At 41.8% G+C, this 22,304-nt stretch carries 34 protein-coding genes; 33 read left to right on the forward strand and 1 reads right to left on the reverse strand.

Going from position 1 to position 22,304, the window contains the following annotated elements:
* The first annotated feature begins 233 nt into the window (after positions 1–233).
* Together polA and K1I56_RS08800 are read left to right on the forward strand one after the other, a co-directional pair.
* Positions 234–2,879, forward strand: coding sequence for a DNA polymerase I (polA, locus tag K1I56_RS08795; RefSeq protein ID WP_223325788.1), 2,646 nt, complete (start codon positions 234–236; stop codon positions 2,877–2,879).
* A gap of 134 nt (positions 2,880–3,013) precedes the next feature.
* Positions 3,014–3,466 carry a CoA-binding protein gene (locus K1I56_RS08800; protein WP_223325789.1) on the forward strand — a complete coding sequence of 151 codons (453 nt, stop codon included), beginning with the start codon at positions 3,014–3,016 and terminating at the stop codon, positions 3,464–3,466.
* 58 nt (positions 3,467–3,524) lie between these two features.
* Here K1I56_RS08800 and K1I56_RS08805 read toward each other — a convergent pair whose 3' ends face one another.
* Positions 3,525–4,394 carry a DUF975 family protein gene (locus K1I56_RS08805; protein ID WP_223325790.1) on the reverse strand — a complete coding sequence of 290 codons (870 nt, stop codon included), beginning with the start codon at positions 4,392–4,394 and terminating at the stop codon, positions 3,525–3,527.
* 150 nt (positions 4,395–4,544) lie between these two features.
* On the opposite strand from K1I56_RS08805, the gene tgt reads away from it, so the two are divergent.
* The 31 genes from tgt (at position 4,545) to K1I56_RS08960 (ending at position 22,133) form a co-directional block, all read left to right on the forward strand.
* A complete protein-coding gene (gene tgt, locus K1I56_RS08810) occupies positions 4,545–5,687 on the forward strand; it encodes a tRNA guanosine(34) transglycosylase Tgt (RefSeq protein ID WP_223325791.1) in 1,143 nt (380 codons plus the stop codon).
* A 433-nt stretch (positions 5,688–6,120) separates the two neighbouring features.
* Entirely contained in the window at positions 6,121–6,429 is a 309-nt protein-coding gene (gene rpsJ / locus K1I56_RS08815) for a 30S ribosomal protein S10 (RefSeq protein WP_003009585.1), read from the forward strand.
* 81 nt (positions 6,430–6,510) lie between these two features.
* Complete coding sequence (gene rplC / locus K1I56_RS08820; protein WP_003010846.1) at positions 6,511–7,137, forward strand: 50S ribosomal protein L3; 627 nt, start codon at positions 6,511–6,513, stop codon at positions 7,135–7,137.
* Between the two features lie 24 nt (positions 7,138–7,161).
* Positions 7,162–7,785 carry a 50S ribosomal protein L4 gene (gene rplD, locus K1I56_RS08825; RefSeq protein ID WP_003009591.1) on the forward strand — a complete coding sequence of 208 codons (624 nt, stop codon included), beginning with the start codon at positions 7,162–7,164 and terminating at the stop codon, positions 7,783–7,785.
* Positions 7,785–8,081 (forward strand): 50S ribosomal protein L23, encoded by a 297-nt coding sequence (locus K1I56_RS08830; protein ID WP_003009593.1) that lies wholly within the window; start codon positions 7,785–7,787, stop codon positions 8,079–8,081. Before rplD ends, K1I56_RS08830 begins: the two co-directional genes overlap by 1 nt.
* 17 nt (positions 8,082–8,098) lie before the next feature.
* The gene (gene rplB, locus K1I56_RS08835) at positions 8,099–8,932 is read left to right on the forward strand and encodes a 50S ribosomal protein L2 (RefSeq protein WP_000512900.1); all 834 of its coding nucleotides are present in this window, start codon (positions 8,099–8,101) and stop codon (positions 8,930–8,932) included.
* Positions 8,933–9,028: 96 nt separating this feature from the next.
* Complete coding sequence (gene rpsS, locus K1I56_RS08840) at positions 9,029–9,310, forward strand: 30S ribosomal protein S19 (protein WP_000533766.1); 282 nt, start codon at positions 9,029–9,031, stop codon at positions 9,308–9,310.
* Positions 9,311–9,321: 11 nt separating this feature from the next.
* Positions 9,322–9,666: a 50S ribosomal protein L22 gene (rplV, locus tag K1I56_RS08845; protein WP_000818139.1), complete on the forward strand. Its 345-nt coding sequence runs from the start codon at positions 9,322–9,324 to the stop codon at positions 9,664–9,666.
* A gap of 12 nt (positions 9,667–9,678) precedes the next feature.
* Complete coding sequence (gene rpsC / locus K1I56_RS08850; RefSeq protein ID WP_003002336.1) at positions 9,679–10,332, forward strand: 30S ribosomal protein S3; 654 nt, start codon at positions 9,679–9,681, stop codon at positions 10,330–10,332.
* Positions 10,333–10,335: 3 nt separating this feature from the next.
* Positions 10,336–10,749: a 50S ribosomal protein L16 gene (gene rplP / locus K1I56_RS08855; protein ID WP_000960947.1), complete on the forward strand. Its 414-nt coding sequence runs from the start codon at positions 10,336–10,338 to the stop codon at positions 10,747–10,749.
* Positions 10,750–10,758: 9 nt separating this feature from the next.
* On the forward strand, positions 10,759–10,965 hold the full coding sequence (rpmC, locus tag K1I56_RS08860) for a 50S ribosomal protein L29 (RefSeq protein WP_003002350.1): 207 nt from the start codon (positions 10,759–10,761) through the stop codon (positions 10,963–10,965).
* 23 nt (positions 10,966–10,988) lie between these two features.
* Positions 10,989–11,249, forward strand: coding sequence for a 30S ribosomal protein S17 (gene rpsQ / locus K1I56_RS08865; protein WP_003009600.1), 261 nt, complete (start codon positions 10,989–10,991; stop codon positions 11,247–11,249).
* 25 nt (positions 11,250–11,274) lie between these two features.
* Positions 11,275–11,643 carry a 50S ribosomal protein L14 gene (gene rplN, locus K1I56_RS08870; protein WP_003002384.1) on the forward strand — a complete coding sequence of 123 codons (369 nt, stop codon included), beginning with the start codon at positions 11,275–11,277 and terminating at the stop codon, positions 11,641–11,643.
* 74 nt (positions 11,644–11,717) lie between these two features.
* Positions 11,718–12,023: a 50S ribosomal protein L24 gene (gene rplX, locus K1I56_RS08875; protein ID WP_003002315.1), complete on the forward strand. Its 306-nt coding sequence runs from the start codon at positions 11,718–11,720 to the stop codon at positions 12,021–12,023.
* Positions 12,024–12,046: 23 nt separating this feature from the next.
* Positions 12,047–12,589 carry a 50S ribosomal protein L5 gene (rplE, locus tag K1I56_RS08880; RefSeq protein WP_003009606.1) on the forward strand — a complete coding sequence of 181 codons (543 nt, stop codon included), beginning with the start codon at positions 12,047–12,049 and terminating at the stop codon, positions 12,587–12,589.
* Positions 12,590–12,606: 17 nt separating this feature from the next.
* Entirely contained in the window at positions 12,607–12,792 is a 186-nt protein-coding gene (locus K1I56_RS08885; protein ID WP_001085699.1) for a type Z 30S ribosomal protein S14, read from the forward strand.
* 211 nt (positions 12,793–13,003) lie between these two features.
* Positions 13,004–13,402, forward strand: coding sequence for a 30S ribosomal protein S8 (gene rpsH, locus K1I56_RS08890; protein WP_003010897.1), 399 nt, complete (start codon positions 13,004–13,006; stop codon positions 13,400–13,402).
* A 227-nt stretch (positions 13,403–13,629) separates the two neighbouring features.
* Positions 13,630–14,166, forward strand: a complete 537-nt coding sequence (rplF, locus tag K1I56_RS08895; protein WP_003009612.1) for a 50S ribosomal protein L6 — start codon at positions 13,630–13,632, stop codon at positions 14,164–14,166.
* An 83-nt stretch (positions 14,167–14,249) separates the two neighbouring features.
* Positions 14,250–14,606, forward strand: coding sequence for a 50S ribosomal protein L18 (gene rplR, locus K1I56_RS08900; protein ID WP_003010871.1), 357 nt, complete (start codon positions 14,250–14,252; stop codon positions 14,604–14,606).
* 17 nt (positions 14,607–14,623) lie between these two features.
* Positions 14,624–15,118, forward strand: a complete 495-nt coding sequence (rpsE, locus tag K1I56_RS08905; RefSeq protein WP_003009617.1) for a 30S ribosomal protein S5 — start codon at positions 14,624–14,626, stop codon at positions 15,116–15,118.
* Positions 15,119–15,132: 14 nt separating this feature from the next.
* Entirely contained in the window at positions 15,133–15,315 is a 183-nt protein-coding gene (gene rpmD / locus K1I56_RS08910) for a 50S ribosomal protein L30 (protein ID WP_002894509.1), read from the forward strand.
* A gap of 146 nt (positions 15,316–15,461) precedes the next feature.
* Complete coding sequence (gene rplO, locus K1I56_RS08915) at positions 15,462–15,902, forward strand: 50S ribosomal protein L15 (RefSeq protein WP_003002405.1); 441 nt, start codon at positions 15,462–15,464, stop codon at positions 15,900–15,902.
* A gap of 12 nt (positions 15,903–15,914) precedes the next feature.
* Complete coding sequence (gene secY, locus K1I56_RS08920; RefSeq protein WP_023920186.1) at positions 15,915–17,225, forward strand: preprotein translocase subunit SecY; 1,311 nt, start codon at positions 15,915–15,917, stop codon at positions 17,223–17,225.
* A gap of 96 nt (positions 17,226–17,321) precedes the next feature.
* Positions 17,322–17,960 carry an adenylate kinase gene (locus tag K1I56_RS08925; protein ID WP_003009627.1) on the forward strand — a complete coding sequence of 213 codons (639 nt, stop codon included), beginning with the start codon at positions 17,322–17,324 and terminating at the stop codon, positions 17,958–17,960.
* Positions 17,961–18,076: 116 nt separating this feature from the next.
* A complete protein-coding gene (infA, locus tag K1I56_RS08930; RefSeq protein WP_001029883.1) occupies positions 18,077–18,295 on the forward strand; it encodes a translation initiation factor IF-1 in 219 nt (72 codons plus the stop codon).
* 23 nt (positions 18,296–18,318) lie between these two features.
* A complete protein-coding gene (gene rpmJ, locus K1I56_RS08935; protein WP_001808836.1) occupies positions 18,319–18,435 on the forward strand; it encodes a 50S ribosomal protein L36 in 117 nt (38 codons plus the stop codon).
* A 17-nt stretch (positions 18,436–18,452) separates the two neighbouring features.
* Positions 18,453–18,818, forward strand: coding sequence for a 30S ribosomal protein S13 (gene rpsM, locus K1I56_RS08940; protein ID WP_003009631.1), 366 nt, complete (start codon positions 18,453–18,455; stop codon positions 18,816–18,818).
* A gap of 23 nt (positions 18,819–18,841) precedes the next feature.
* Positions 18,842–19,225 carry a 30S ribosomal protein S11 gene (gene rpsK / locus K1I56_RS08945; protein WP_003002390.1) on the forward strand — a complete coding sequence of 128 codons (384 nt, stop codon included), beginning with the start codon at positions 18,842–18,844 and terminating at the stop codon, positions 19,223–19,225.
* 45 nt (positions 19,226–19,270) lie between these two features.
* A complete protein-coding gene (locus K1I56_RS08950) occupies positions 19,271–20,209 on the forward strand; it encodes a DNA-directed RNA polymerase subunit alpha (RefSeq protein WP_003009635.1) in 939 nt (312 codons plus the stop codon).
* A gap of 11 nt (positions 20,210–20,220) precedes the next feature.
* The gene (gene rplQ / locus K1I56_RS08955) at positions 20,221–20,607 is read left to right on the forward strand and encodes a 50S ribosomal protein L17 (protein WP_003002399.1); all 387 of its coding nucleotides are present in this window, start codon (positions 20,221–20,223) and stop codon (positions 20,605–20,607) included.
* 254 nt (positions 20,608–20,861) lie between these two features.
* Entirely contained in the window at positions 20,862–22,133 is a 1,272-nt protein-coding gene (locus tag K1I56_RS08960; protein ID WP_201037241.1) for a glutamate-cysteine ligase family protein, read from the forward strand.
* Positions 22,134–22,304 lie beyond the last annotated feature (171 nt).

Consider the following 22,304-nt stretch of genomic DNA (forward strand, 5'->3'; position numbering starts at 1 on the left):
ATCGTTTAGGTTTCTCTTGTATACTGTACTCATCCAATAAGAAATGAGGTACAGAAAATGAAAATCTCAGTTAATTATCCAAAACGCTTTAAGAAATTGCCACAACAAGGTTCTTGTTACGGCGAATAAACACTTCTCTTCATTTTTCATAAGAAACTCCTAAAGAAGGCTCTACCCGAAAGGGTAGAGTTTTTATGTACCAGAGACCTTGTGATTCGTGGTATAATAAGCCTATGGAAAAAAAGAATAAATTACTACTCATCGACGGGTCTTCCGTCGCTTTTCGTGCCTTTTTCGCACTCTATCATCAAATTGATCGCTTCAAAAATGCCAATGGTCTGCATACCAATGCGGTCTATGGCTTTAATCTCATGTTGAGCCATCTCTTGGAGCGCATCCAACCAACCCATGTTCTCGTTGCTTTTGATGCAGGAAAGACGACCTTTCGGACGGAGATGTATGCCGACTACAAAGGGGGCCGTGCAAAAACTCCAGATGAGTTCCGTGAGCAGTTCCCTTTCATTCGTGAGCAATTAGACCATCTGGGAATCCGCCATTATGAGCTAGCCCAGTATGAAGCGGATGATATTATTGGAACGCTTGATAAGATGGCAGAAGCTACCTCAGTACCCTTTGAAGTCACCATTGTCTCTGGGGACAAGGATTTGATCCAGCTGACGGATGACAATACGGTGGTTGAAATCTCCAAAAAAGGGGTGGCAGAGTTTGAAGAATTCACTCCAGCCTATCTGAAAGAAAAGATGGGACTGACACCAGAGCAATTTATCGACCTCAAGGCCTTGATGGGAGATAAGTCGGATAATATCCCAGGTGTCACCAAAATCGGAGAAAAGACCGGGATCAAACTACTCCTAGAGTACGGGTCTCTCGATGGTATTTATGAGCATATCGACGAGATGAAGGCTTCTAAGATGAAGGAAAACCTCATCAACGACAAGGAGCAGGCCTATCTGTCTAAGACTCTCGCAACCATCGATACCAATGCGCCTATTGAAATTGGCCTGGACGATATCACTTATTCGGGTCCTCATCTAGAAAATCTCGCCAAGTTTTATGAGGAGATGGGCTTCAAGCAACTCCGTCAGGCCTTGGATCTCAGTGGAGAAGAGGCGGCTCCTGTAGCCATTGACTATACAGAAGTCGAGCAAGTCACTCCAGATATGCTTACGGAAGATAGTTTCTTCCATTTCGAGATTTTTGGGGACAACTACCATACGGAACCCATCATTGGTTTCGCATGGGGGACCAAAGGTCAGCTCTACGCAAGTACAGATACTGCTCTTTTACAAACACCGATTTTCAAAGAATTTCTCGAAAAAACACCCCTCAAGGTCTATGACTTTAAGCGGGCCAAGGTCTTGCTCAGCCACTTGGACATTACCTTGCAAAAGCCGGCTTTTGATAGTCGATTGGCCAAGTATCTCTTGTCGACCGTAGAGGACAATGAAATTTCAACCATTGCGAGTCTCTATAGTCAGATTGCGCTACCGCTGGACGAAGTCGTTTATGGCAAGGGAGCCAAAAAAGCTATCCCAGAAAAGACCGCCCTATTAGAGCATTTGGCCCGGAAAGTCGCTGTTCTACTGGATACCGAAGAGCCCATGGTAGAGCAGTTGCAGGCCCATGACCAACTAGATTTGCTCTATGATATGGAGCAACCGCTAGCAGCTGTTTTGGCCAAGATGGAAATCGCGGGGATCAAGGTAGAGCGTCAGACCCTAGAAGACATGCAGGTGGAAAACGAAGTGGTCTTGGAGCGCTTGACTCAAGAAATCTACGAGCTTGCAGGAGAAGAGTTTAATATCAATTCTCCAAAACAATTGGGGGTCATTCTCTTTGAAAAATTGGGACTCCCTCTTGAATATACTAAGAAGACAAAAACCGGCTATTCAACAGCCGTTGATGTCTTGGAACGCCTGGCTCCAATTGCACCGATTGTGTCTAAGATTCTTGAATACCGCCAAATTGCTAAGATCCAGTCGACCTATGTCATCGGTCTTCAAGATTGGATTTTGGAAGATGGGAAGATCCATACCCGCTATGTACAGGATTTGACGCAGACAGGCCGTTTGTCCAGTGTGGATCCCAACCTGCAAAACATTCCTGTCCGTTTGGAACAAGGTCGTCTTATTCGTAAGGCCTTTGTCCCAGAAGAGGAAAACAGTGTCTTGCTGAGTTCGGACTATTCACAAATCGAACTGCGCGTCTTGGCCCATATTTCGGGAGATGAGCATTTGATTGACGCCTTTAAACATGGGGCAGATATCCATACATCGACTGCTATGCGAGTTTTCAATATTGCAAAACCTGAAGATGTGACGCCGAACGACCGTCGCAATGCAAAAGCAGTAAACTTCGGTGTGGTTTATGGAATTTCCGACTTTGGACTGTCTAACAACCTAGGGATCAGTCGAAAAGAAGCCAAGGCTTATATTGAGACCTACTTCGAACGCTACCCTGGCATCAAGGACTATATGGAGAGAGTGGTACGGGAAGCGCGTGATAAAGGCTATGTGGAGACCCTCTTCAAGCGTCGTCGGGAGATTCCAGATATCAATTCTCGCAACTTCAATGTTCGAGGCTTTGCGGAGCGGACAGCTATTAACTCACCGATCCAAGGATCTGCAGCAGACATCTTGAAAATTGCCATGATCCACTTGGACCAAGCGCTAGAAAGAGGAGCATACAAGACCAAGATGCTTCTTCAAGTGCACGATGAAATCGTTCTGCAAGTGCCAAGTGATGAACTGGCAGCGATCAAAGAACTAGTCAAAGAGACCATGGAATCCGCTATCGAACTTGCAGTACCACTGGAAGCCGATGAAAACGAAGGCAAGACATGGTATGAAGCCAAATAAAATTGAGTTTGTTCAAAACAGAAAGCGGTAGGAGACTTTTCAGTTTCCTACCTCTTTTAATGACAAACACTTGCAATGCCTTCCGTATTGTTATACTATTTAAAGAAAGGAAACGCATACAAAAGGAGATTCTTATGGCTTATTCATTTCGCAATCCTAGTGATGGCATTATCAAACATTACCTAGAAACGAGCAAGATCATCGCTGTAGTTGGATTATCTGATCGTGAAGACACAACCAGTCATCGTGTCAGTAAGGAGATGCAAGAGCGGGGCTATCGGATTATTCCTGTTAATCCTCGTGCAGCCGGTGGCCAGATTCTTGGAGAAACGGTGTATGCTAGCTTGCAGGAGATTCCTTTCCCAGTAGATATCGTCGATGTATACCGACGCAGTGAGTTTTTACCAGATGTGGCACGTGATTTTATTGAGACGGATGCGAAAATTTTCTGGGCACAATTGGAGCTGGAAAATCAAGAAGCAGAAAAAATCCTTCGTGGAGCTGGACGAGAAGATATCGTCATGAACCGCTGTATCAAACGGGAACACACCCGACTGATCTTAGGAGACTCCCTATACGGTTTATAAATGATAAACAATTGATCATAGAAGAAAACCCCAGCTTGCTGGGGTTTTCTTCTTACTCTTATTCAGTTTCATGGCTTGGATGGCCTGTAAAATGGCGCGGCCCTTGTTTGATCTGCTTGATTTGATCATAAAAGGCAATTTGGCAGTTGATAAAGTAAGGCATGGTATAAAAGCCGATGACATCGCGCGTGAAGTAATTCAAGAAGTACCAACCAATCAAGGTTAGATCGAGCACCAAGCGATTGCTGCGGAACCCTTTCATGGTTTCACGACTTTGGCGAAGGACTCCAAAGGCTCCCTTGTAGTCGCCGTCTCGTAATTGCTCGTAGAGGATCAATTCGACCAGGCTGAGACTGTAGTATTGTGGCAGGTAAAAGAGGAGGCCAAGTAGGCCAAGTATGACACCAGCAGTCATCAGAGGCATTTGTTGCATGAGAGATTGGAATTCAGGACTGGAAGCACTCAGAGTGCTAGGGTTGCTCACCTTATCGTAGATCGCCAAAAATCGAATGCTGGCGTAGGTGCTGATGAGACTCCCCACATAGAGGATGAGTCCCCATAAAAAGAGGACTGCTTGCTTCAAAATCAAGGTGGCAAATACAGAGGTAAAGCGATCTTGTTTAAAGATATCTAACACGCGTGTTCGGTGTCCGATCTTGGGATTAATCGTATCTAAATAGCTAAAAGTCGCACCAACCACTAAAATGGAGATGACAAAGGAGACGACAGAAGGAAAGAGCTGTCGTTGGATCATGTAGATACTTGCTTGCTGCAAGGTCATATCCGGTAGTAGATTGACCAGATCTTGCCCACTTAAGAGAAAGTTAGCAAGAATGGTCAACAGGACCGGAAGAGCAAAAAGGATAGCTAAGCCCGGTTGCTGGACTTGCATGGTACGTGCCCGAAGGCGAATCAGTTTAAGGTTCATAGATGACACTCTCTTCATAGTAGTACTTTTTATTATAACATAAGTCCGTGACAGAGCCGGTAAAATTTGGTACAATCGTACAGGTGCTCACAGGAAAACTGTGACAGGAATAAGAAGGCTGGGACTGTTTTTCCCAGTACGGAGGTAACCATGACAGATTCACCGATTCAATATCGATTAATCAAAAAAGAAAAGCATACAGGTGCTCGTCTGGGAGAAATTATCACCCCTCACGGGACCTTCCCGACCCCAATGTTTATGCCTGTAGGGACTCAGGCAACCGTTAAGACCCAATCGCCAGAAGAACTCAAGGAAATGGGTTCTGGAATTATCTTGGCCAACACCTACCATCTCTGGCTTCGTCCCGGGGACGACTTGGTTGCAAAAGCAGGAGGATTGCACCAGTTCATGAACTGGGACCAGCCGATTTTGACAGATAGTGGAGGCTTCCAGGTCTATTCATTAGCGGATACCCGCAACATCACTGAAGAAGGGGTAACCTTTAAAAACCACCTCAACGGCTCGAAGATGTTCCTCTCTCCGGAAAAGGCCATCTCCATCCAAAACAATCTAGGGAGCGACATCATGATGTCCTTTGATGAATGCCCTCAGTTCTATCAGCCCTATGATTATGTGAAAAAATCAATCGAACGGACAAGTCGTTGGGCAGAACGTGGCCTGAAGGCTCACCGTCGTCCTCATGATCAAGGTCTTTTCGGGATTGTTCAAGGTGCTGGATTTGAAGACTTGCGCCGTCAGTCTGCTCAAGATTTGGTCAGCATGGACTTTCCAGGCTATTCCATCGGTGGCTTAGCTGTTGGGGAAAGCCATGAAGAGATGAATGCCGTGCTGGATTTCACAACTCCGCTCTTACCAGAGAACAAGCCTCGCTATCTCATGGGAGTGGGGGCTCCAGACAGTCTGATTGATGGTGTTATTCGTGGAGTGGACATGTTTGACTGTGTCTTGCCGACGCGGATTGCGCGAAATGGTACCTGTATGACTAGCCAAGGTCGCCTGGTAGTGAAAAATGCGCAATTTGCAGAAGATTTTACACCGCTAGATCCCGAATGTGATTGCTACACTTGTAAAAATTACACCCGGGCTTATCTACGCCACCTCCTCAAGGCAGATGAGACCTTCGGCATTCGCTTGACCAGCTACCACAACCTATACTTCTTGATCAACCTCATGAAACAGGTCCGTCAAGCCATCGTGGATGACAATCTCTTAGAATTCCGTGAGCATTTCGTCGAAAAATATGGCTATAACAAGTCAGGGCGGAATTTCTAGGAAGAGCTAAATAGCAAGAACAAAGATTGCAGCTATCTAAGAATAATAGGAATAACTGCGAGACGCAGTGGTTGATTAGTATCTTTGTTCGCTTGTTAAGCTCCAAAGATAACCTAATCAACTGTGCGGGGGGCGAGACGACGAACAAATTGGATATAAATTTGTTCTGTCTCGCTCCCTTTTTTCTATATAATAGCAACTTTTTTTGCGCTCTTTTATTTTCGAAAACACTTTCATTAAAAAAACAAAAAAAATCTTCTCAAATCCCTTGCATTGGGCCTTTGTTTGTGTTAAACTACTATGGTGCTGTGAAAAACAGCTATTAGCTTTGATGCAAGAGGTTGCGACACGCTCGGTTGCATTGCCACGCAACGCGCGTCGGTTTTCTTGTGGAGCTAGCCTATTATCTTAAATAGACGAAAAGGAGAAAAAGATGGCAAACAAAAAAATCCGCATCCGTTTGAAAGCGTACGAACACCGTACACTCGACACAGCGGCTGCAAAAATCGTAGAATCAGCTACTCGTACAGGTGCACAAGTTGCGGGTCCAATCCCACTTCCAACTGAACGTAGCCTCTACACAATTATTCGTGCGACTCACAAATACAAAGACTCTCGCGAACAATTCGAAATGCGTACACACAAACGTTTGATCGACATCATCAACCCAACTCAAAAAACAGTTGACGCTTTGATGAAATTGGATCTCCCTAGTGGTGTAAACGTAGAAATCAAACTTTAATCTAAAGCTTGATCAAGAGCATGAAAAACGCTCGTTAAAAACTTTTTGAAGAAAAAACTATAGAAAAGGAACTATTTTCTCATGACAAAAGGAATCTTAGGGAAAAAAGTGGGAATGACTCAAATCTTCACTGAAGCTGGCGAATTGATCCCTGTAACAGTTATCGAAGCAACTCCAAACGTTGTTCTTCAAGTTAAAACTGTTGAAACAGATGGTTACAACGCTATCCAAGTTGGTTTCGATGACAAACGCGAAGTATTGAGCAACAAACCTGCTAAAGGACATGTAGCAAAAGCTAACACGGCTCCTAAGCGCTTCATTCGTGAATTCAAAAACGTTGAAGGCTTGGAAGTTGGTGCTGAAATCACAGTTGACACTTTCGAAGCTGGAGACATTGTTGATGTAACTGGTACTTCTAAAGGTAAAGGCTTCCAAGGCGTTATCAAACGCCACGGACAATCACGTGGACCTATGGCTCACGGTTCTCGTTACCACCGTCGTCCAGGTTCTATGGGACCTGTTGCACCTAACCGCGTATTCAAAGGTAAAAACCTTGCAGGACGCATGGGTGGCGATCGTGTAACTATTCAAAATCTTGAAGTTGTACAAGTTGTTCCAGAAAAGAACGTTATCCTTATCAAAGGTAACGTACCAGGTGCTAAGAAATCTCTTATCACTATCAAGTCAGCAGTTAAAGCTGGTAAATAATAAGGAAAGGGGAATACAGTCAAAATGGCAAATGTAACATTATTCGACCAAACTGGTAAACAAGCGGGCGAAGTTGTTCTTAACGATGCGATCTTTGGTATCGAACCAAACCAAGCAGTTGTATTTGATGTGATCATCAGCCAACGTGCTAGCCTTCGTCAAGGGACTCACGCAGTTAAAAACCGCTCAGCCGTTTCAGGTGGCGGACGCAAACCATGGCGTCAAAAAGGAACTGGACGTGCTCGTCAAGGTTCTATCCGCTCTCCACAATGGCGTGGTGGTGGAATCGTCTTCGGACCAACTCCACGTAGCTATGCGTACAAACTTCCTCAAAAAGTTCGTCGCCTTGCACTTAAATCTGTTTACTCAGAAAAAGTTGCTGAAAACAAATTTGTAGCCGTTGATTCTCTTGAATTTACAGCTCCAAAAACTGCTGAATTTGCAAAAGTTCTTGCAGCTTTGAGCATCGATTCTAAAGTCCTTGTTATTCTTGAAGAAGGAAACGAATTCGCAGCTCTTTCAGCTCGTAACCTTCCAAACGTGAAAGTTGCGACTGCTACAACTGCAAGTGTTCTTGACATCGCAAATAGTGACAAACTTCTTGTTACTCAAGCAGCTATCTCTAAAATCGAGGAGGTTCTTGCATAATGAATTTGTATGATGTTATCAAAAAACCTGTTATCACTGAAAAGTCAATGGCTCAACTTGAAGCAGGCAAATATGTATTCGAAGTTGACACTCGCGCTCACAAACTTTTGATCAAACAAGCTGTTGAAGCTGCGTTTGAAGGTGTAAAAGTTGCGAATGTGAACACTGTAAACGTAAAACCTAAAGCAAAACGCGTTGGACGTTACACTGGTTTTACTTCAAAAACTAAAAAAGCTATCATCACGCTTGCAGCTGATTCTAAAGCAATCGAGTTGTTTGCTACTGAAGCTGAATAATCTAAGGAGGAAATATCGTGGGAATTCGTGTTTATAAACCAACAACAAACGGTCGCCGTAATATGACTTCTTTGGATTTCGCTGAAATCACAACAAACACACCTGAGAAAACTTTGCTTGTTTCTCTTAAAAACAAAGCAGGTCGTAACAACAACGGTCGTATCACAGTTCGTCACCAAGGTGGTGGACACAAACGTCATTACCGTTTGATCGATTTCAAACGTAACAAAGATGGAGTTGAAGCAGTCGTTAAAACGATCGAATACGATCCAAACCGCTCAGCTAACATCGCGCTTGTACACTACACTGACGGTGTGAAAGCTTACATCATTGCCCCTAAAGGTCTTGAAGTAGGTCAACGTATCGTATCAGGACCAGAAGCAGATATCAAAGTCGGAAACGCTCTTCCACTTGCTAACATCCCAGTTGGTACTTTGATCCACAACATCGAATTGAAACCTGGTAAAGGTGGAGAATTGGTACGTGCTGCTGGAGCTTCTGCTCAAGTATTGGGTTCTGAAGGTAAATATGTACTTGTTCGTCTTCAATCAGGCGAAGTTCGTATGATTCTTGGAACTTGCCGTGCTACAGTTGGTGTTGTCGGAAACGAACAACATGGACTTGTAAACCTTGGTAAAGCGGGACGTAACCGCTGGAAAGGTGTTCGCCCTACAGTTCGTGGTTCTGTAATGAACCCGAATGATCACCCACACGGTGGTGGTGAAGGTAAAGCACCAGTTGGACGTAAAGCGCCATCTACTCCTTGGGGTAAACCTGCGCTTGGTCTTAAAACTCGTAACAAGAAAGCGAAATCTGACAAACTTATCGTTCGTCGTCGCAACCAAAAATAATCATAAGCAACTAGCTTACACTTTCCGCCAGCTCGGTAGCGCTGCTTAGCAGCGCAAGCCGCTGTGGTACTAAATTTTAAAGGAGAAAATTACAAAATGGGACGTAGTCTTAAAAAAGGACCTTTCGTCGATGAGCATTTGATGAAAAAAGTTGAAGCTCAAGCAAACGACGAAAAGAAAAAAGTAATTAAAACTTGGTCACGTCGTTCAACGATCTTCCCAAGTTTCATCGGATACACTATCGCAGTTTATGATGGACGTAAACATGTACCTGTTTACATCCAAGAAGACATGGTAGGTCACAAGCTTGGTGAATTTGCACCAACTCGTACTTACAAAGGTCACGCGGCAGACGACAAGAAGACACGTAGAAAATAAGGAGAACATAAATGGCAGAAATTACTTCAGCTAAAGCAATGGCTCGTACAGTGCGTGTTTCACCTCGTAAATCACGTCTTGTTCTTGACAACATCCGTGGTAAAAGCGTAGCCGATGCCATCGCTATTTTGACATTCACACCAAACAAAGCTGCAGGGATCATCCTTAAAGTGTTGAACTCAGCAGTAGCAAACGCTGAAAACAACTTTGGTTTGGAAAAAGCTAACTTGGTAGTATCTGAAGCATTCGCAAACGAAGGACCAACTATGAAACGTTTCCGTCCACGTGCGAAAGGTTCAGCATCACCAATCAACAAACGTACAGCTCACATCACAGTAGCTGTTGCAGAAAAATAAGGAGGTAAACTCGTGGGTCAAAAAGTACATCCAATTGGTATGCGTGTTGGTATCATCCGTGATTGGGATGCCAAATGGTATGCTGAAAAAGAATACGCGGATTACCTTCATGAAGATCTTGCAATCCGTAAATTCATTCAAAAAGAATTGGCTGACGCAGCCGTTTCAACTATTGAAATCGAACGCGCAGTAAACAAAGTTAACGTTTCACTTCACACTGCTAAACCAGGTATGGTTATCGGTAAAGGTGGAGCGAACGTTGATGCACTTCGTGCAGCTCTTAACAAATTGACTGGTAAACAAGTCCACATCAACATCATTGAGATCAAACGTCCTGATTTGGATGCTCACCTTGTTGGTGAAGGAATTGCTCGTCAATTGGAACAACGTGTTGCTTTCCGTCGTGCACAAAAACAAGCGATCCAACGTGCTATGCGTGCTGGAGCTAAAGGAATCAAAACTCAAGTATCAGGTCGTTTGAACGGTGCAGATATTGCCCGTGCAGAAGGATACTCTGAAGGAACTGTTCCACTCCACACACTTCGCGCTGATATCGATTACGCTTGGGAAGAAGCAGACACTACTTACGGTAAACTTGGTGTTAAAGTATGGATCTACCGTGGTGAAGTTCTTCCAGCTCGTAAAGACGCTAAAGGAGGTAAATAACCAATGTTAGTACCTAAACGTGTAAAACACCGTCGTGAATTCCGTGGTAAAATGCGCGGTGAAGCAAAAGGTGGAAAAGAAGTAGCATTCGGTGAATACGGTCTCCAAGCTACAACTAGCCACTGGATCACAAACCGTCAAATCGAAGCTGCTCGTATCGCCATGACTCGTTACATGAAACGTGGTGGTAAAGTTTGGATTAAGATTTTCCCACACAAATCATACACCGCTAAAGCTATCGGGGTACGTATGGGATCTGGTAAAGGGGCTCCTGAAGGTTGGGTAGCACCAGTTAAACGTGGTAAAGTAATGTTCGAAATCGCTGGTGTATCTGAAGAGATCGCACGCGAAGCACTTCGTCTTGCTAGCCACAAATTGCCAGTTAAAACTAAATTTGTGAAACGTGAAGCAGAATAAGGAGAGGTCATGAAACTTACAGAAGTAAAAGAATTTGTTAAAGAACTTCGTGGTCTTTCTCAAGAAGAACTCGCGAAGCGTGAAAATGAATTGAAGAAAGAATTGTTTGAACTTCGTTTCCAAGCGGCTGCTGGTCAATTGGAACAAACTGGACGTTTGAAAGAAGTGAAAAAACAAATCGCTCGTATCAAAACTGTTCAATCAGAAGCTAAATAATAGACTAGGGAAGGAGAATTTCAATGGAACGCAATAATCGTAAAGTTCTTGTTGGACGCGTTGTGTCTGACAAAATGGACAAAACAATCACAGTTGTAGTTGAAACTAAACGTAACCACCCAGTCTATGGTAAACGTATCAACTATTCTAAAAAATACAAAGCTCATGATGAAAACAATGTTGCTAAAGAAGGCGATATCGTTCGTATCATGGAAACTCGTCCGCTTTCAGCTACAAAACGCTTCCGTCTTGTAGAAGTCGTTGAAAAAGCGGTCATCATCTAATCATACCTGAAAGGAGAAAACGTAAATGATTCAAACAGAAACTCGTTTGAAAGTCGCTGACAACAGTGGCGCACGCGAAATCTTGACAATCAAAGTTCTTGGTGGTTCAAAACGTAAATTCGCGAGCATCGGTGATGTAATCGTTGCATCTGTAAAACAAGCTACTCCTGGTGGTGCGGTTAAGAAAGGTGACGTTGTAAAAGCTGTTATCGTTCGTACTAAATCAGGTGCTCGTCGTAAAGATGGTTCATACATCAAGTTCGACGAAAATGCAGCAGTGATCATCCGTGACGACAAAACTCCTCGCGGAACTCGTATCTTTGGCCCAGTTGCACGTGAATTGCGTGACGGTGGTTTCATGAAGATCGTATCACTTGCTCCAGAAGTACTTTAATCAATAAAAAAACAAACACAGTCCCCTGGCTCAGCCAGGGTGCCCGTCGGGCGTAAGAATAAAAGGAGAATAAAATGTTTGTAAAAAAAGGCGACAAAGTTCGCGTTATCGCTGGTAAAGACAAAGGCGTAGAAGCTGTTGTTCTTACTGCTCTTCCAAAAGTAAATAAAGTTGTTGTAGAAGGTGTAAACATCATCAAGAAACACCAACGTCCAAATAACGAAAACCCTCAAGGTGCAATCGTTGAAAAAGAAGCTCCAATCCATGCTTCTAACGTTCAAGTTTTGGACAAAAACGGTGTTGCTGGACGTGTTGGCTACAAATTTGTAGACGGCAAAAAAGTTCGCTACAACAAAAAATCAGGCGAAGTGCTTGACTAATCACGAAGGAAAGGAGAAGTATAATGGCTAATCGTTTAAAAGAAAAATACCTTAATGAAGTAGTACCATCATTGACTGAACAGTTCAACTATTCATCAGTTATGGCTGTGCCAAAAGTTGATAAAATCGTTTTGAACATGGGTGTCGGTGATGCAGTATCAAATGCTAAAAACCTTGAAAAAGCTGCTGAAGAGCTTGCTTTGATCTCAGGTCAAAAACCATTGATCACTAAGGCTAAAAAATCAATCGCCGGCTTCCGTCTTCGTGAAGGTGTTGCGATCGGTGCAAAAGTTACCCTTCGTGGTGAACGTATGTACGAATTCTTGGATAAATTGGTAACAGTTTCACTTCCACGTGTACGTGACTTCCATGGTGTTCCAACAAAATCATTTGATGGACGCGGAAACTACACACTTGGTGTGAAAGAACAATTGATCTTCCCAGAAATCAACTTTGATGATGTTGATAAAACTCGTGGTTTGGATATCGTAATCGTAACTACAGCGAACACAGACGAAGAATCACGTGCATTGCTTACTGGCCTCGGTATGCCGTTTGCAAAATAATATAGGAGGTAAAACTAATGGCTAAAAAATCTATGATTGCTAAGAACAAACGCCCAGCGAAGTTCTCTACTCAAGCATACACTCGCTGTGAACGTTGTGGACGTCCACACTCAGTTTACCGCAAGTTTAAACTTTGCCGTGTTTGCTTCCGTGAATTGGCATACAAAGGTCAAATCCCAGGTGTCACAAAAGCATCTTGGTAATATTATGATACAAAGAGCGTAACAACCCCAGCAAAAATAGGAGATTTGGTGCAGGAGCGTTGCTCCAAGACAAATCTATCTTTTTTGCCCAGGTTGTAGCTCGTGTTCAAATGAGAAGTGCTCATTTGCATGTATCAAAACTATCTGAGCCTAGCTCAATCATTAACTAGCAAGTGCAACTTGCAAACTACTAGTAAGAGGAGAAATTATAATGGTTATGACTGACCCAATCGCAGACTTCCTTACACGTATTCGTAACGCTAACCAAGCAAAACACGAAGTACTTGAAGTACCTGCATCAAACATCAAAAAAGGGATTGCTGAAATCCTTAAACGCGAAGGTTTTGTAAAAAACGTTGAATTCATCGAAGATGACAAACAAGGCATCATCCGTGTATTCTTGAAATACGGACAAAACGGTGAAAAAGTTATCACAAACTTGAAACGTGTATCTAAACCAGGTTTGCGTGTTTACAAAAAACGTGAAGATCTTCCAAAAGTTCTTAACGGACTTGGAATTGCTATCCTGTCAACTTCTGAAGGTTTGCTTACTGATAAAGAAGCACGCCAAAAGAACGTTGGTGGGGAAGTTATCGCTTACGTTTGGTAATTGATGATGTGAGAGCGTTAAAAGAATGCAGTGAAAATAGGAAGTTTGTAGTAGGAGCGATGCTCCAAGACAAACTTATCTTTTTCACCAAATTCTTAGCTCGAACTCAAATCAAGATACACAGTTCTTAGAGCGTGTTCAGTTCAGCTCTAGAACTAAATAAGTATCTTAAACCCCGTGAAAACTGGCCCGAAAAGGCTTGACAATTTAACAGGAGAATTAAAAACATGTCACGTATTGGTAATAAAGTTATCGTGTTGCCTGCTGGTGTTGAAATCACTAACAATGACAACGTTGTAACTGTAAAAGGACCTAAAGGAGAACTTACTCGTGAGTTCTCAAAAGATATTGAAATCCGTGTGGAAGGTACTGAAGTAACACTTCACCGTCCAAACGATTCAAAAGAAATGAAAACAATCCACGGAACAACTCGTGCCCTTTTGAACAACATGGTTACTGGTGTATCAGAAGGATTCAAGAAAGAACTTGAAATGCGCGGGGTTGGATACCGTGCACAACTTCAAGGATCAAAACTTGTTTTGGCTGTTGGTAAATCACACCCAGACGAAGTTGAAGCTCCAGAAGGAATTACTTTTGAACTTCCAAACCCAACAACAATCGTTGTTAGCGGAATTTCAAAAGAAGTAGTTGGTCAAACAGCTGCTTATGTACGTAGCCTTCGTTCACCTGAACCATACAAAGGTAAAGGGATCCGTTATGTTGGTGAATACGTTCGCCGTAAAGAAGGTAAAACAGGTAAATAATGTAGTTTGGTTGTTTTTCAACCAACCTTCATCTTACCAACTCAGTGCTTAGCACATGATTTTAAAATTAAGAGGTGAAAATTGTGATTTCGAAACCAGATAAAAACAAAATCCGTCAAAAACGCCACCGTCGCGTTCGCGGAAAACTCTCTGGAACTGCTGATCGCCCACGTTTGAACGTATTCCGTTCTAATACAGGCATCTACGCTCAAGTAATTGATGACGTAGCGGGTGTAACGCTCGCAAGCGCTTCAACTCTTGACAAAGAAGTTTCAAAAGGAACTAAAACTGAACAAGCCGTTGTTGTCGGCAAACTTGTTGCTGAACGTGCAGTTGCTAAAGGTATTTCTGAAGTGGTGTTCGACCGCGGTGGATATCTATATCACGGACGTGTTAAAGCTTTGGCTGATGCAGCTCGTGAAAACGGATTGAAATTCTAATAGGAGGACACTAGAAAATGGCATTTAAAGATAATGCAGTTGAACTTGAAGAACGCGTAGTTGCCATCAACCGTGTAACAAAAGTTGTTAAAGGTGGACGTCGTCTTCGTTTTGCAGCTCTTGTAGTTGTTGGTGACCGTAATGGCCGTGTTGGATTTGGTACTGGTAAAGCTCAAGAAGTTCCAGAAGCAATCCGTAAGGCTGTTGAAGATGCTAAGAAAAACTTGATCGAAGTTCCTATGGTTGGAACAACAATTCCACACGAAGTAACATCAGTATTTGGTGGAGCTCGTGTATTGTTGAAACCAGCTATCGAAGGGGCTGGGGTTGCTGCAGGTGGAGCAGTTCGTGCCGTTGTCGAATTGGCAGGTATTGCAGATGTTACATCTAAATCACTTGGATCAAACACTCCAATCAACATTGTTCGTGCAACTGTTAACGGTTTGGCACAATTGAAACGCGCTGATGAAGTTGCTGCCCTTCGTGGTATTTCAGTTTCTGACTTGGCTTAAGAAAGGAGATTCAAATGGCTCAAATTAAAATTACTTTGACTAAGTCTCCAATCGGACGCATCCCGTCACAACGTAAAACTGTTGTAGCACTTGGACTTGGCAAATTGAACAGCTCTGTTATTAAAGAAGATAACCCAGCAGTACGTGGTATGATCACTGCTGTATCTCACTTGGTAACAGTTGAAGAAGTAAAATAATCTATTTAAAAATAGAAACAAAGTTTTCAGGGGTATGAGAGGTTCTCATCCCCTAAAACTAAATATAAGTATAGGCGAGTTTGTAGTTAGGACACCTTTTCCTGATTACATGCGTTAGCAATTTACAAAAGAGGAGAAAATTAATAATGAAACTTCATGAATTACAACCTGCTACAGGTTCACGTAAAGTCCGCAACCGTGTTGGTCGTGGTACTTCATCTGGTAATGGTAAAACTTCTGGCCGTGGTCAAAAAGGTCAAAAAGCTCGTAGCGGTGGCGGTGTACGTCTTGGTTTTGAAGGTGGACAAACTCCATTGTTCCGTCGTCTTCCAAAACGTGGATTTACAAACATCAACGCTAAAGAATATGCTATTGTGAACCTTGATCAATTGAACGCCTTTGAAGATGGTGCTGAAGTAACTCCAGTAGTACTTGTAGAATCAGGAATTGTAAAAGCTGAAAAATCAGGTATCAAAATTCTTGGTAACGGAGAATTGACTAAGAAGTTGACTGTTAAAGCAGCTAAATTCTCTAAATCAGCTGAAGAAGCTATCACTGCTAAAGGTGGTTCAGTTGAAGTCATCTAAGTGAGGTGACCTATGTTTTTTAAATTATTAAAAGATGCATTTAAGGTGAAACAAGTACGGTCGAAGATTTTATTTACGATCTTCATCATTCTTGTTTTCCGCATTGGGACCACGATTACAGTGCCTGGTGTAAATGCGAAAATTCTGAACAACCTTCAAGATGTGTCCTTCTTGAACATGCTCAGTTTGGTTTCTGGGAATGCCATGAGGAACTTCTCAGTTTTCGCATTAGGGGTTAGCCCATACATCACAGCTTCGATCGTCGTGCAACTTTTGCAAATGGATCTGTTACCTAAGTTTGTTGAATGGGGCAAACAAGGGGAAGTTGGTCGAAGAAAGCTTAACCAAGCAACACGCTATATTTCTTTGGTTCTAGCCTTTGTTCAATCCATCGGGATTACAGCAACCTTCCACACCTTGTCTCAGGCGAAATTAGTCGCAACTCCAAATACCAAGACCTATCTATTAATCGGTGCGATTCTAACGACCGGTTCCATGATTGTGACTTGGCTTGGAGAACAAATCACAGATAAAGGATACGGTAATGGTGTATCAATGATTATCTTTGCAGGGATTGTGTCATCGATTCCTGAGATGATTAAAGAAATCTATGAAAATGCATTTGTGAACGTTCGTTCTGGTCAAATGACCAATTCCCTCATTTTTGTTGGGGTACTAATCCTTGCTGTCTTGGTTATTGTTTACTTTACAACCTTTGTAGAGCAAGCACAATACAAGATTCCAATCCAATATACAAAGATTGCACAAGGAGCTCCATCAAGTTCTTACCTTCCTTTGAAAGTAAACCCAGCAGGAGTTATTCCTGTCATCTTCGCTAGTTCGATTACAGCAGCGCCTGCTGCAATTTTCCAAGTGATTAGCGCTATGGGTTACAATGCAGGATGGGTGAAAACAGCTCAAGCCATGTTGGCTACAAACACACCAACTGGTGTGGCAATGTATGCCTTATTGATCATTCTCTTCACCTTCTTCTACACGTTTGTTCAGATCAATCCTGAAAAAACGGCAGAAAACCTTCAAAAGAGTGGTGCCTATATCCCAGGCGTTCGCCCTGGTAAGGGGACAGAAGAGTTTATGTCTCGTTTGCTACGTCGTTTAGCAAGCGTCGGATCAGTATTCCTTGGCTTTATTACCATCATTCCAATCCTAGCTCGAGATTTATTTGGTTTGACAGATGCAGTTGCTCTTGGAGGAACTAGTTTGTTAATCATTATTTCAACAGGTATTGAGGGAATGAAACAATTAGAAGGCTACTTATTAAAACGTAAGTATGTCGGATTTATGGACACAACAACAGAATAGAATAAGGTTGACTTTGTCAGCCTTCTATTTTGTTTTTAAATGGAAATAGGAATTCGCTCCTGCTTCCATTTAAAAACAAAATAAGGAGAATTCATCATGAATCTTTTAATTATGGGGTTGCCTGGAGCAGGTAAAGGAACTCAAGCAGCTAAAATCGTTGAAGAGTTTCACGTAGCGCACATCTCCACTGGAGATATGTTCCGCGCAGCAATGGCTAACCAAACTGAAATGGGTGTATTGGCAAAATCATTCATCGACAAAGGTGAATTGGTGCCCGATGATGTGACAAATGGGATTGTAAAAGAACGTTTGGCTCAAGACGACATTAAGGAAAAAGGATTCCTTTTGGACGGTTTTCCTCGCACGATTGAACAAGCTCATGCCTTGGATCAAATCTTGGTAGACCTTGGTTTGGAGCTTGAAGGAGTGATCAACATTGAAGTGGATCCATCATGTCTCCTCGAGCGCTTGAGTGGTCGCATCATCCATCGTGAAACAGGTGAAACCTTCCATAAAGTATTCAACCCACCAGCTGACTACAAGGAAGAAGACTATTACCAACGTGAAGATGACAAACCAGAAACAGTGAAACGCCGTCTGGATGTGAATATTGCTCAAGGTGAGCCAATTCTTGCTCATTACCGTGCAAAAGGATTGGTCCATGATATTGAAGGAAATCAAGACATCAACGACGTCTTCAAAGATATCCAAAAGGTCTTGGAGAATTTAAAATAAAAACGTTTTTCATGCTTGCAATATTGGACAACTAGTGTTACAATTAGTTAGTCTGACTTATAATTGTTACCTCTGTGCTCAGAGGAATGAATCGAAATTTATGGAGGTACTTTTGCGTGGCAAAAGACGATGTGATTGAAGTAGAAGGTAAAGTAGTTGATACTATGCCGAATGCTATGTTTACGGTTGAACTTGAAAATGGACATCAGATTTTAGCAACAGTTTCTGGTAAAATTCGTAAAAACTATATTCGTATTTTAGCGGGAGATCGTGTTACAGTGGAGATGAGTCCGTACGATTTGACACGTGGACGTATCACATACCGCTTTAAATAATCGAAAAACTTGGAGGGATAAAAATGAAAGTAAGACCATCGGTCAAACCAATTTGCGAATACTGTAAAGTAATTCGTCGTAATGGTCGTGTTATGGTAATTTGCCCAGCAAATCCAAAACACAAACAACGTCAAGGATAAGATAGAAAGGAGAAAACATGGCTCGTATTGCTGGAGTTGACATTCCAAATGACAAACGTGTAGTAATTTCATTGACTTATGTGTACGGTATCGGACTTCCAACATCTAAGAAAATCCTTGCTGCTGCAGGTGTTTCTGAAGATATTCGTGTTCGCGATCTTACACCAGATCAAGAAGATGCTATCCGTCGTGAAGTTGACGCAATCAAAGTTGAAGGTGACCTTCGTCGTGAAGTAAACTTGAACATCAAACGTTTGATGGAAATCGGTTCATACCGTGGTATCCGTCACCGTCGTGGACTTCCGGTTCGTGGACAAAACACTAAAAACAATGCTCGCACTCGTAAAGGTAAAGCTGTTGCGATTGCAGGTAAGAAAAAATAAAATAAAATAAGGAGGTAAAAATCTTGGCTAAACCAACACGTAAACGTCGTGTGAAAAAGAATATCGAATCTGGTATTGCTCATATTCACGCTACATTTAACAACACAATTGTTATGATTACTGATGTGCATGGTAACGCAATCGCTTGGTCATCTGCAGGTGCACTTGGATTTAAAGGTTCTCGTAAATCTACACCATTTGCTGCTCAAATGGCATCAGAAGCTGCTGCAAAAGCTGCTCAAGAACACGGACTTAAATCTGTTGAAGTAACTGTTAAAGGTCCTGGTTCAGGTCGTGAGTCTGCTATTCGTGCACTTGCTGCTGCTGGTCTTGAAGTAACTGCAATTCGCGATGTAACTCCTGTACCACACAATGGTGCTCGTCCTCCAAAACGTCGCCGTGTATAATCATCAACAATTACACAGCTTTTCGTTTAAGAGGGAGTATAGCAAATGATTGAGTTTGAAAAACCAAATATAACAAAAATTGATGAAAACAAAGATTATGGCGTGTTTGTCGTAGAACCACTTGAACGTGGCTATGGTACAACACTTGGAAACTCACTTCGTCGTGTACTTCTGGCTTCACTTCCAGGTGCAGCTGTCACTTCAATCAACATTGAAGGTGTACTCCACGAATTTGATACCGTTCCAGGAGTCCGTGAAGACGTTATGCAAATTATTCTTAACGTTAAAGGAATCGCCGTTAAATCTTACGTCCAAGACGAAAAGATTATTGAACTTGATGTAGAAGGACCTGCAGAAGTAACTGCTGGAGATATTCTGACTGATAGTGACATCGAAATTGTAAACCCTGATCATTATCTATTTACAATCGGAGAAGGAGCATCTTTGAAAGCAACGCTTACTGTAAACAGTGGACGTGGCTATGTTCCGGCTGATCAAAACAAAAAAGATGATGCACCAGTGGGAACACTTGCTGTAGATTCAATCTATACGCCAGTGACTAAAGTCAATTACCAAGTTGAACCAGCACGCGTTGGTAGCAACGATGGCTTTGACAAGCTAACCCTTGAAATTTTGACAAATGGGACAATCATTCCAGAAGATGCATTAGGTTTGTCTGCTCGTATTTTGACAGAACACCTAAATCTATTCACAAACTTAACTGAAATTGCTATTGCAACAGATGTTATGAAGGAAGTGGATACAACTTCTGATGATCGCATTTTAGAACGTACGATCGAAGAATTAGATCTTTCAGTTCGTTCATATAACTGTTTGAAACGTGCTGGCATTAATACTGTTTACGATTTGACTGAAAAATCAGAAGCAGAAATGATGAAAGTTCGTAACTTGGGACGTAAGAGTCTTGAAGAAGTTAAAATCAAACTTGCCGACTTAGGCCTTGGGTTAAAAAACGATAAATAGAGGAGGAATACATGGCTTACCGTAAACTAGGACGCACTAGCTCACAACGTAAAGCGATGCTTCGCGATTTGACTACAGATCTTATCATCAATGAAGCAATTGTAACAACTGAAGCACGTGCGAAAGAAATCCGTAAATCAGTTGAAAAAATGATTACTTTGGGTAAACGTGGTGATTTGCATGCACGTCGTCAAGCTGCTGCATTCGTACGTAACGAAGTTGCATCACAAAACTTTGATGAAGAAACAGGTAAATACTCAGAAACAACTGCACTTCAAAAATTGTTCTCTGAATTAGCACCTCGTTATGCTGAGCGCAATGGTGGATATACTCGTATCCTTAAAACTGAACCACGTCGTGGTGATGCTGCGCCAATGGCTATCATCGAATTGGTATAATATCATCAATTTTGTTGAGTGTTATGATGATGGAATACACTGTTATTCTTAGTCTAGCTCTGGTCTACCGCTGGGGATTTTCCCCAGCGGGAACACTCATCATATTGAATGAATGGTAGACGCTTGTTTACGAAATTGCTTTAATTTAAAACAATTTCGTAAGCAGGCGTTTTGTCTTGTTTTTCATGAGTAGTCGAGAATAGCAAAAAATGATATAATGGAACCCATATCTCCAATAGAAGAAAAAGGATTCAATGACAAAACAACAAGCAATTAAATTACTAAAAGAGAAGTACCTTAGTAATATGAAAGAGGATTCGGAACTCTTTGTCGGAGTTGAATTAGAGTTTCCGATTGTAGAAACAAATGGAAACAAAACAAATATAGAGGTGACGAAAAATCTTTTTCGAACCTTAGCAAACTTATCAGATTTTGAAGTTGAAAAAATAGATGACGATAAAAATCCCATTCAATTGGTTCACCGCTCTTCTAAAGATCGTATTCTATTCGAGTTGAGTTACAATACAATTGAATTTGCATTTGAGAGAGCTCATTCTATAAATGAGGTAGCCAAACGTTTTGAGGCCTATTTGAAGATTATTCAACCTATTTTGCAAGAAAATAATCACGAAATTCAAGGGCACGGAATCCATCCTATGTGGAAAGAAAATGATAATAGCCCAGTGAAAATCGAACGATACAAGATGTTAATGGCTTTCCTTGCAATGAATGGTACAGGGATGAAAACACACCCCTATCCTTCGTACGGAGCATTTATATGCGGAAACCAAGTTCAATTGGATGTAAGGCGCGATAACTATATTCGCATCATTAATGCATTTAATAAAATTGAAGCAGCAAAAGCATATTTGTTTTCTAACTCAGAATTTTCAGCAGAGGTTTGGGATACAAAAATTGCCAGAGATATTTTCTGGGAAGAATCCTTACATGGTTATTATAAGGAAAATGTAGGGATTTATCCTAAGGACTACCAAAGCGAAGAAGAGTTTTTTAATAATCTCGCTAGAACGGCTATTTTTACGGCAACAAGAGAGGGCAAATCATATTATTTTAAACCAATTCGAGTCGAGGACTATCTAGATCAAAAAGAAATTACAGCCTATACGGCTGATGGAAATGAGAAAATCATTAACCCTGTAAAAGAAGATCTAAAACAACATCGAAGTTACCAATTTCAAGATCTAACTGCTCGTGGAACTGTAGAATTTAGAAGTGTTTGTACACAACCATTAGAAACCACATTTGCCCCGATAGCCTTTGAGTTGGGCTTATTTGTACAGTTAGAAAAACTGGAAAACTATTTAGAGGATTGTTCATTTTTTAAAAATGAAGAACAGGACTATCGAAAACTTAGAAAGAAATATTCAAAGAAAATTCTAAGTAAAGAAGAAAAAGAAGCGATCCAATCCTTTTCAAAAGATCTTCTAGACATAGCTGAAGCAGGTTTAATGAAAAGAGGTTGCGGAGAAGAGAAATTTCTCATCATTAACAAAGAACTAGACTAATAGAAAAGCCTGTAATGCAGGCTTTTCTTTGTTTCTTTCAAAAAAACTTTCAAAAAAATAAAAAATTTTTTAAAAAAGTGTTGACAGTAAGGTAAGGTCATGATATACTAATATAGTTGTCGCGCGAGAGCGACAAAGACCTTTGAAAACTGAACAAGACGAACCAATGTG

The sequence above is a fragment of the Streptococcus parasanguinis genome, from assembly GCF_019929185.1.
GTDB lineage: Bacteria > Bacillota > Bacilli > Lactobacillales > Streptococcaceae > Streptococcus > Streptococcus parasanguinis_O.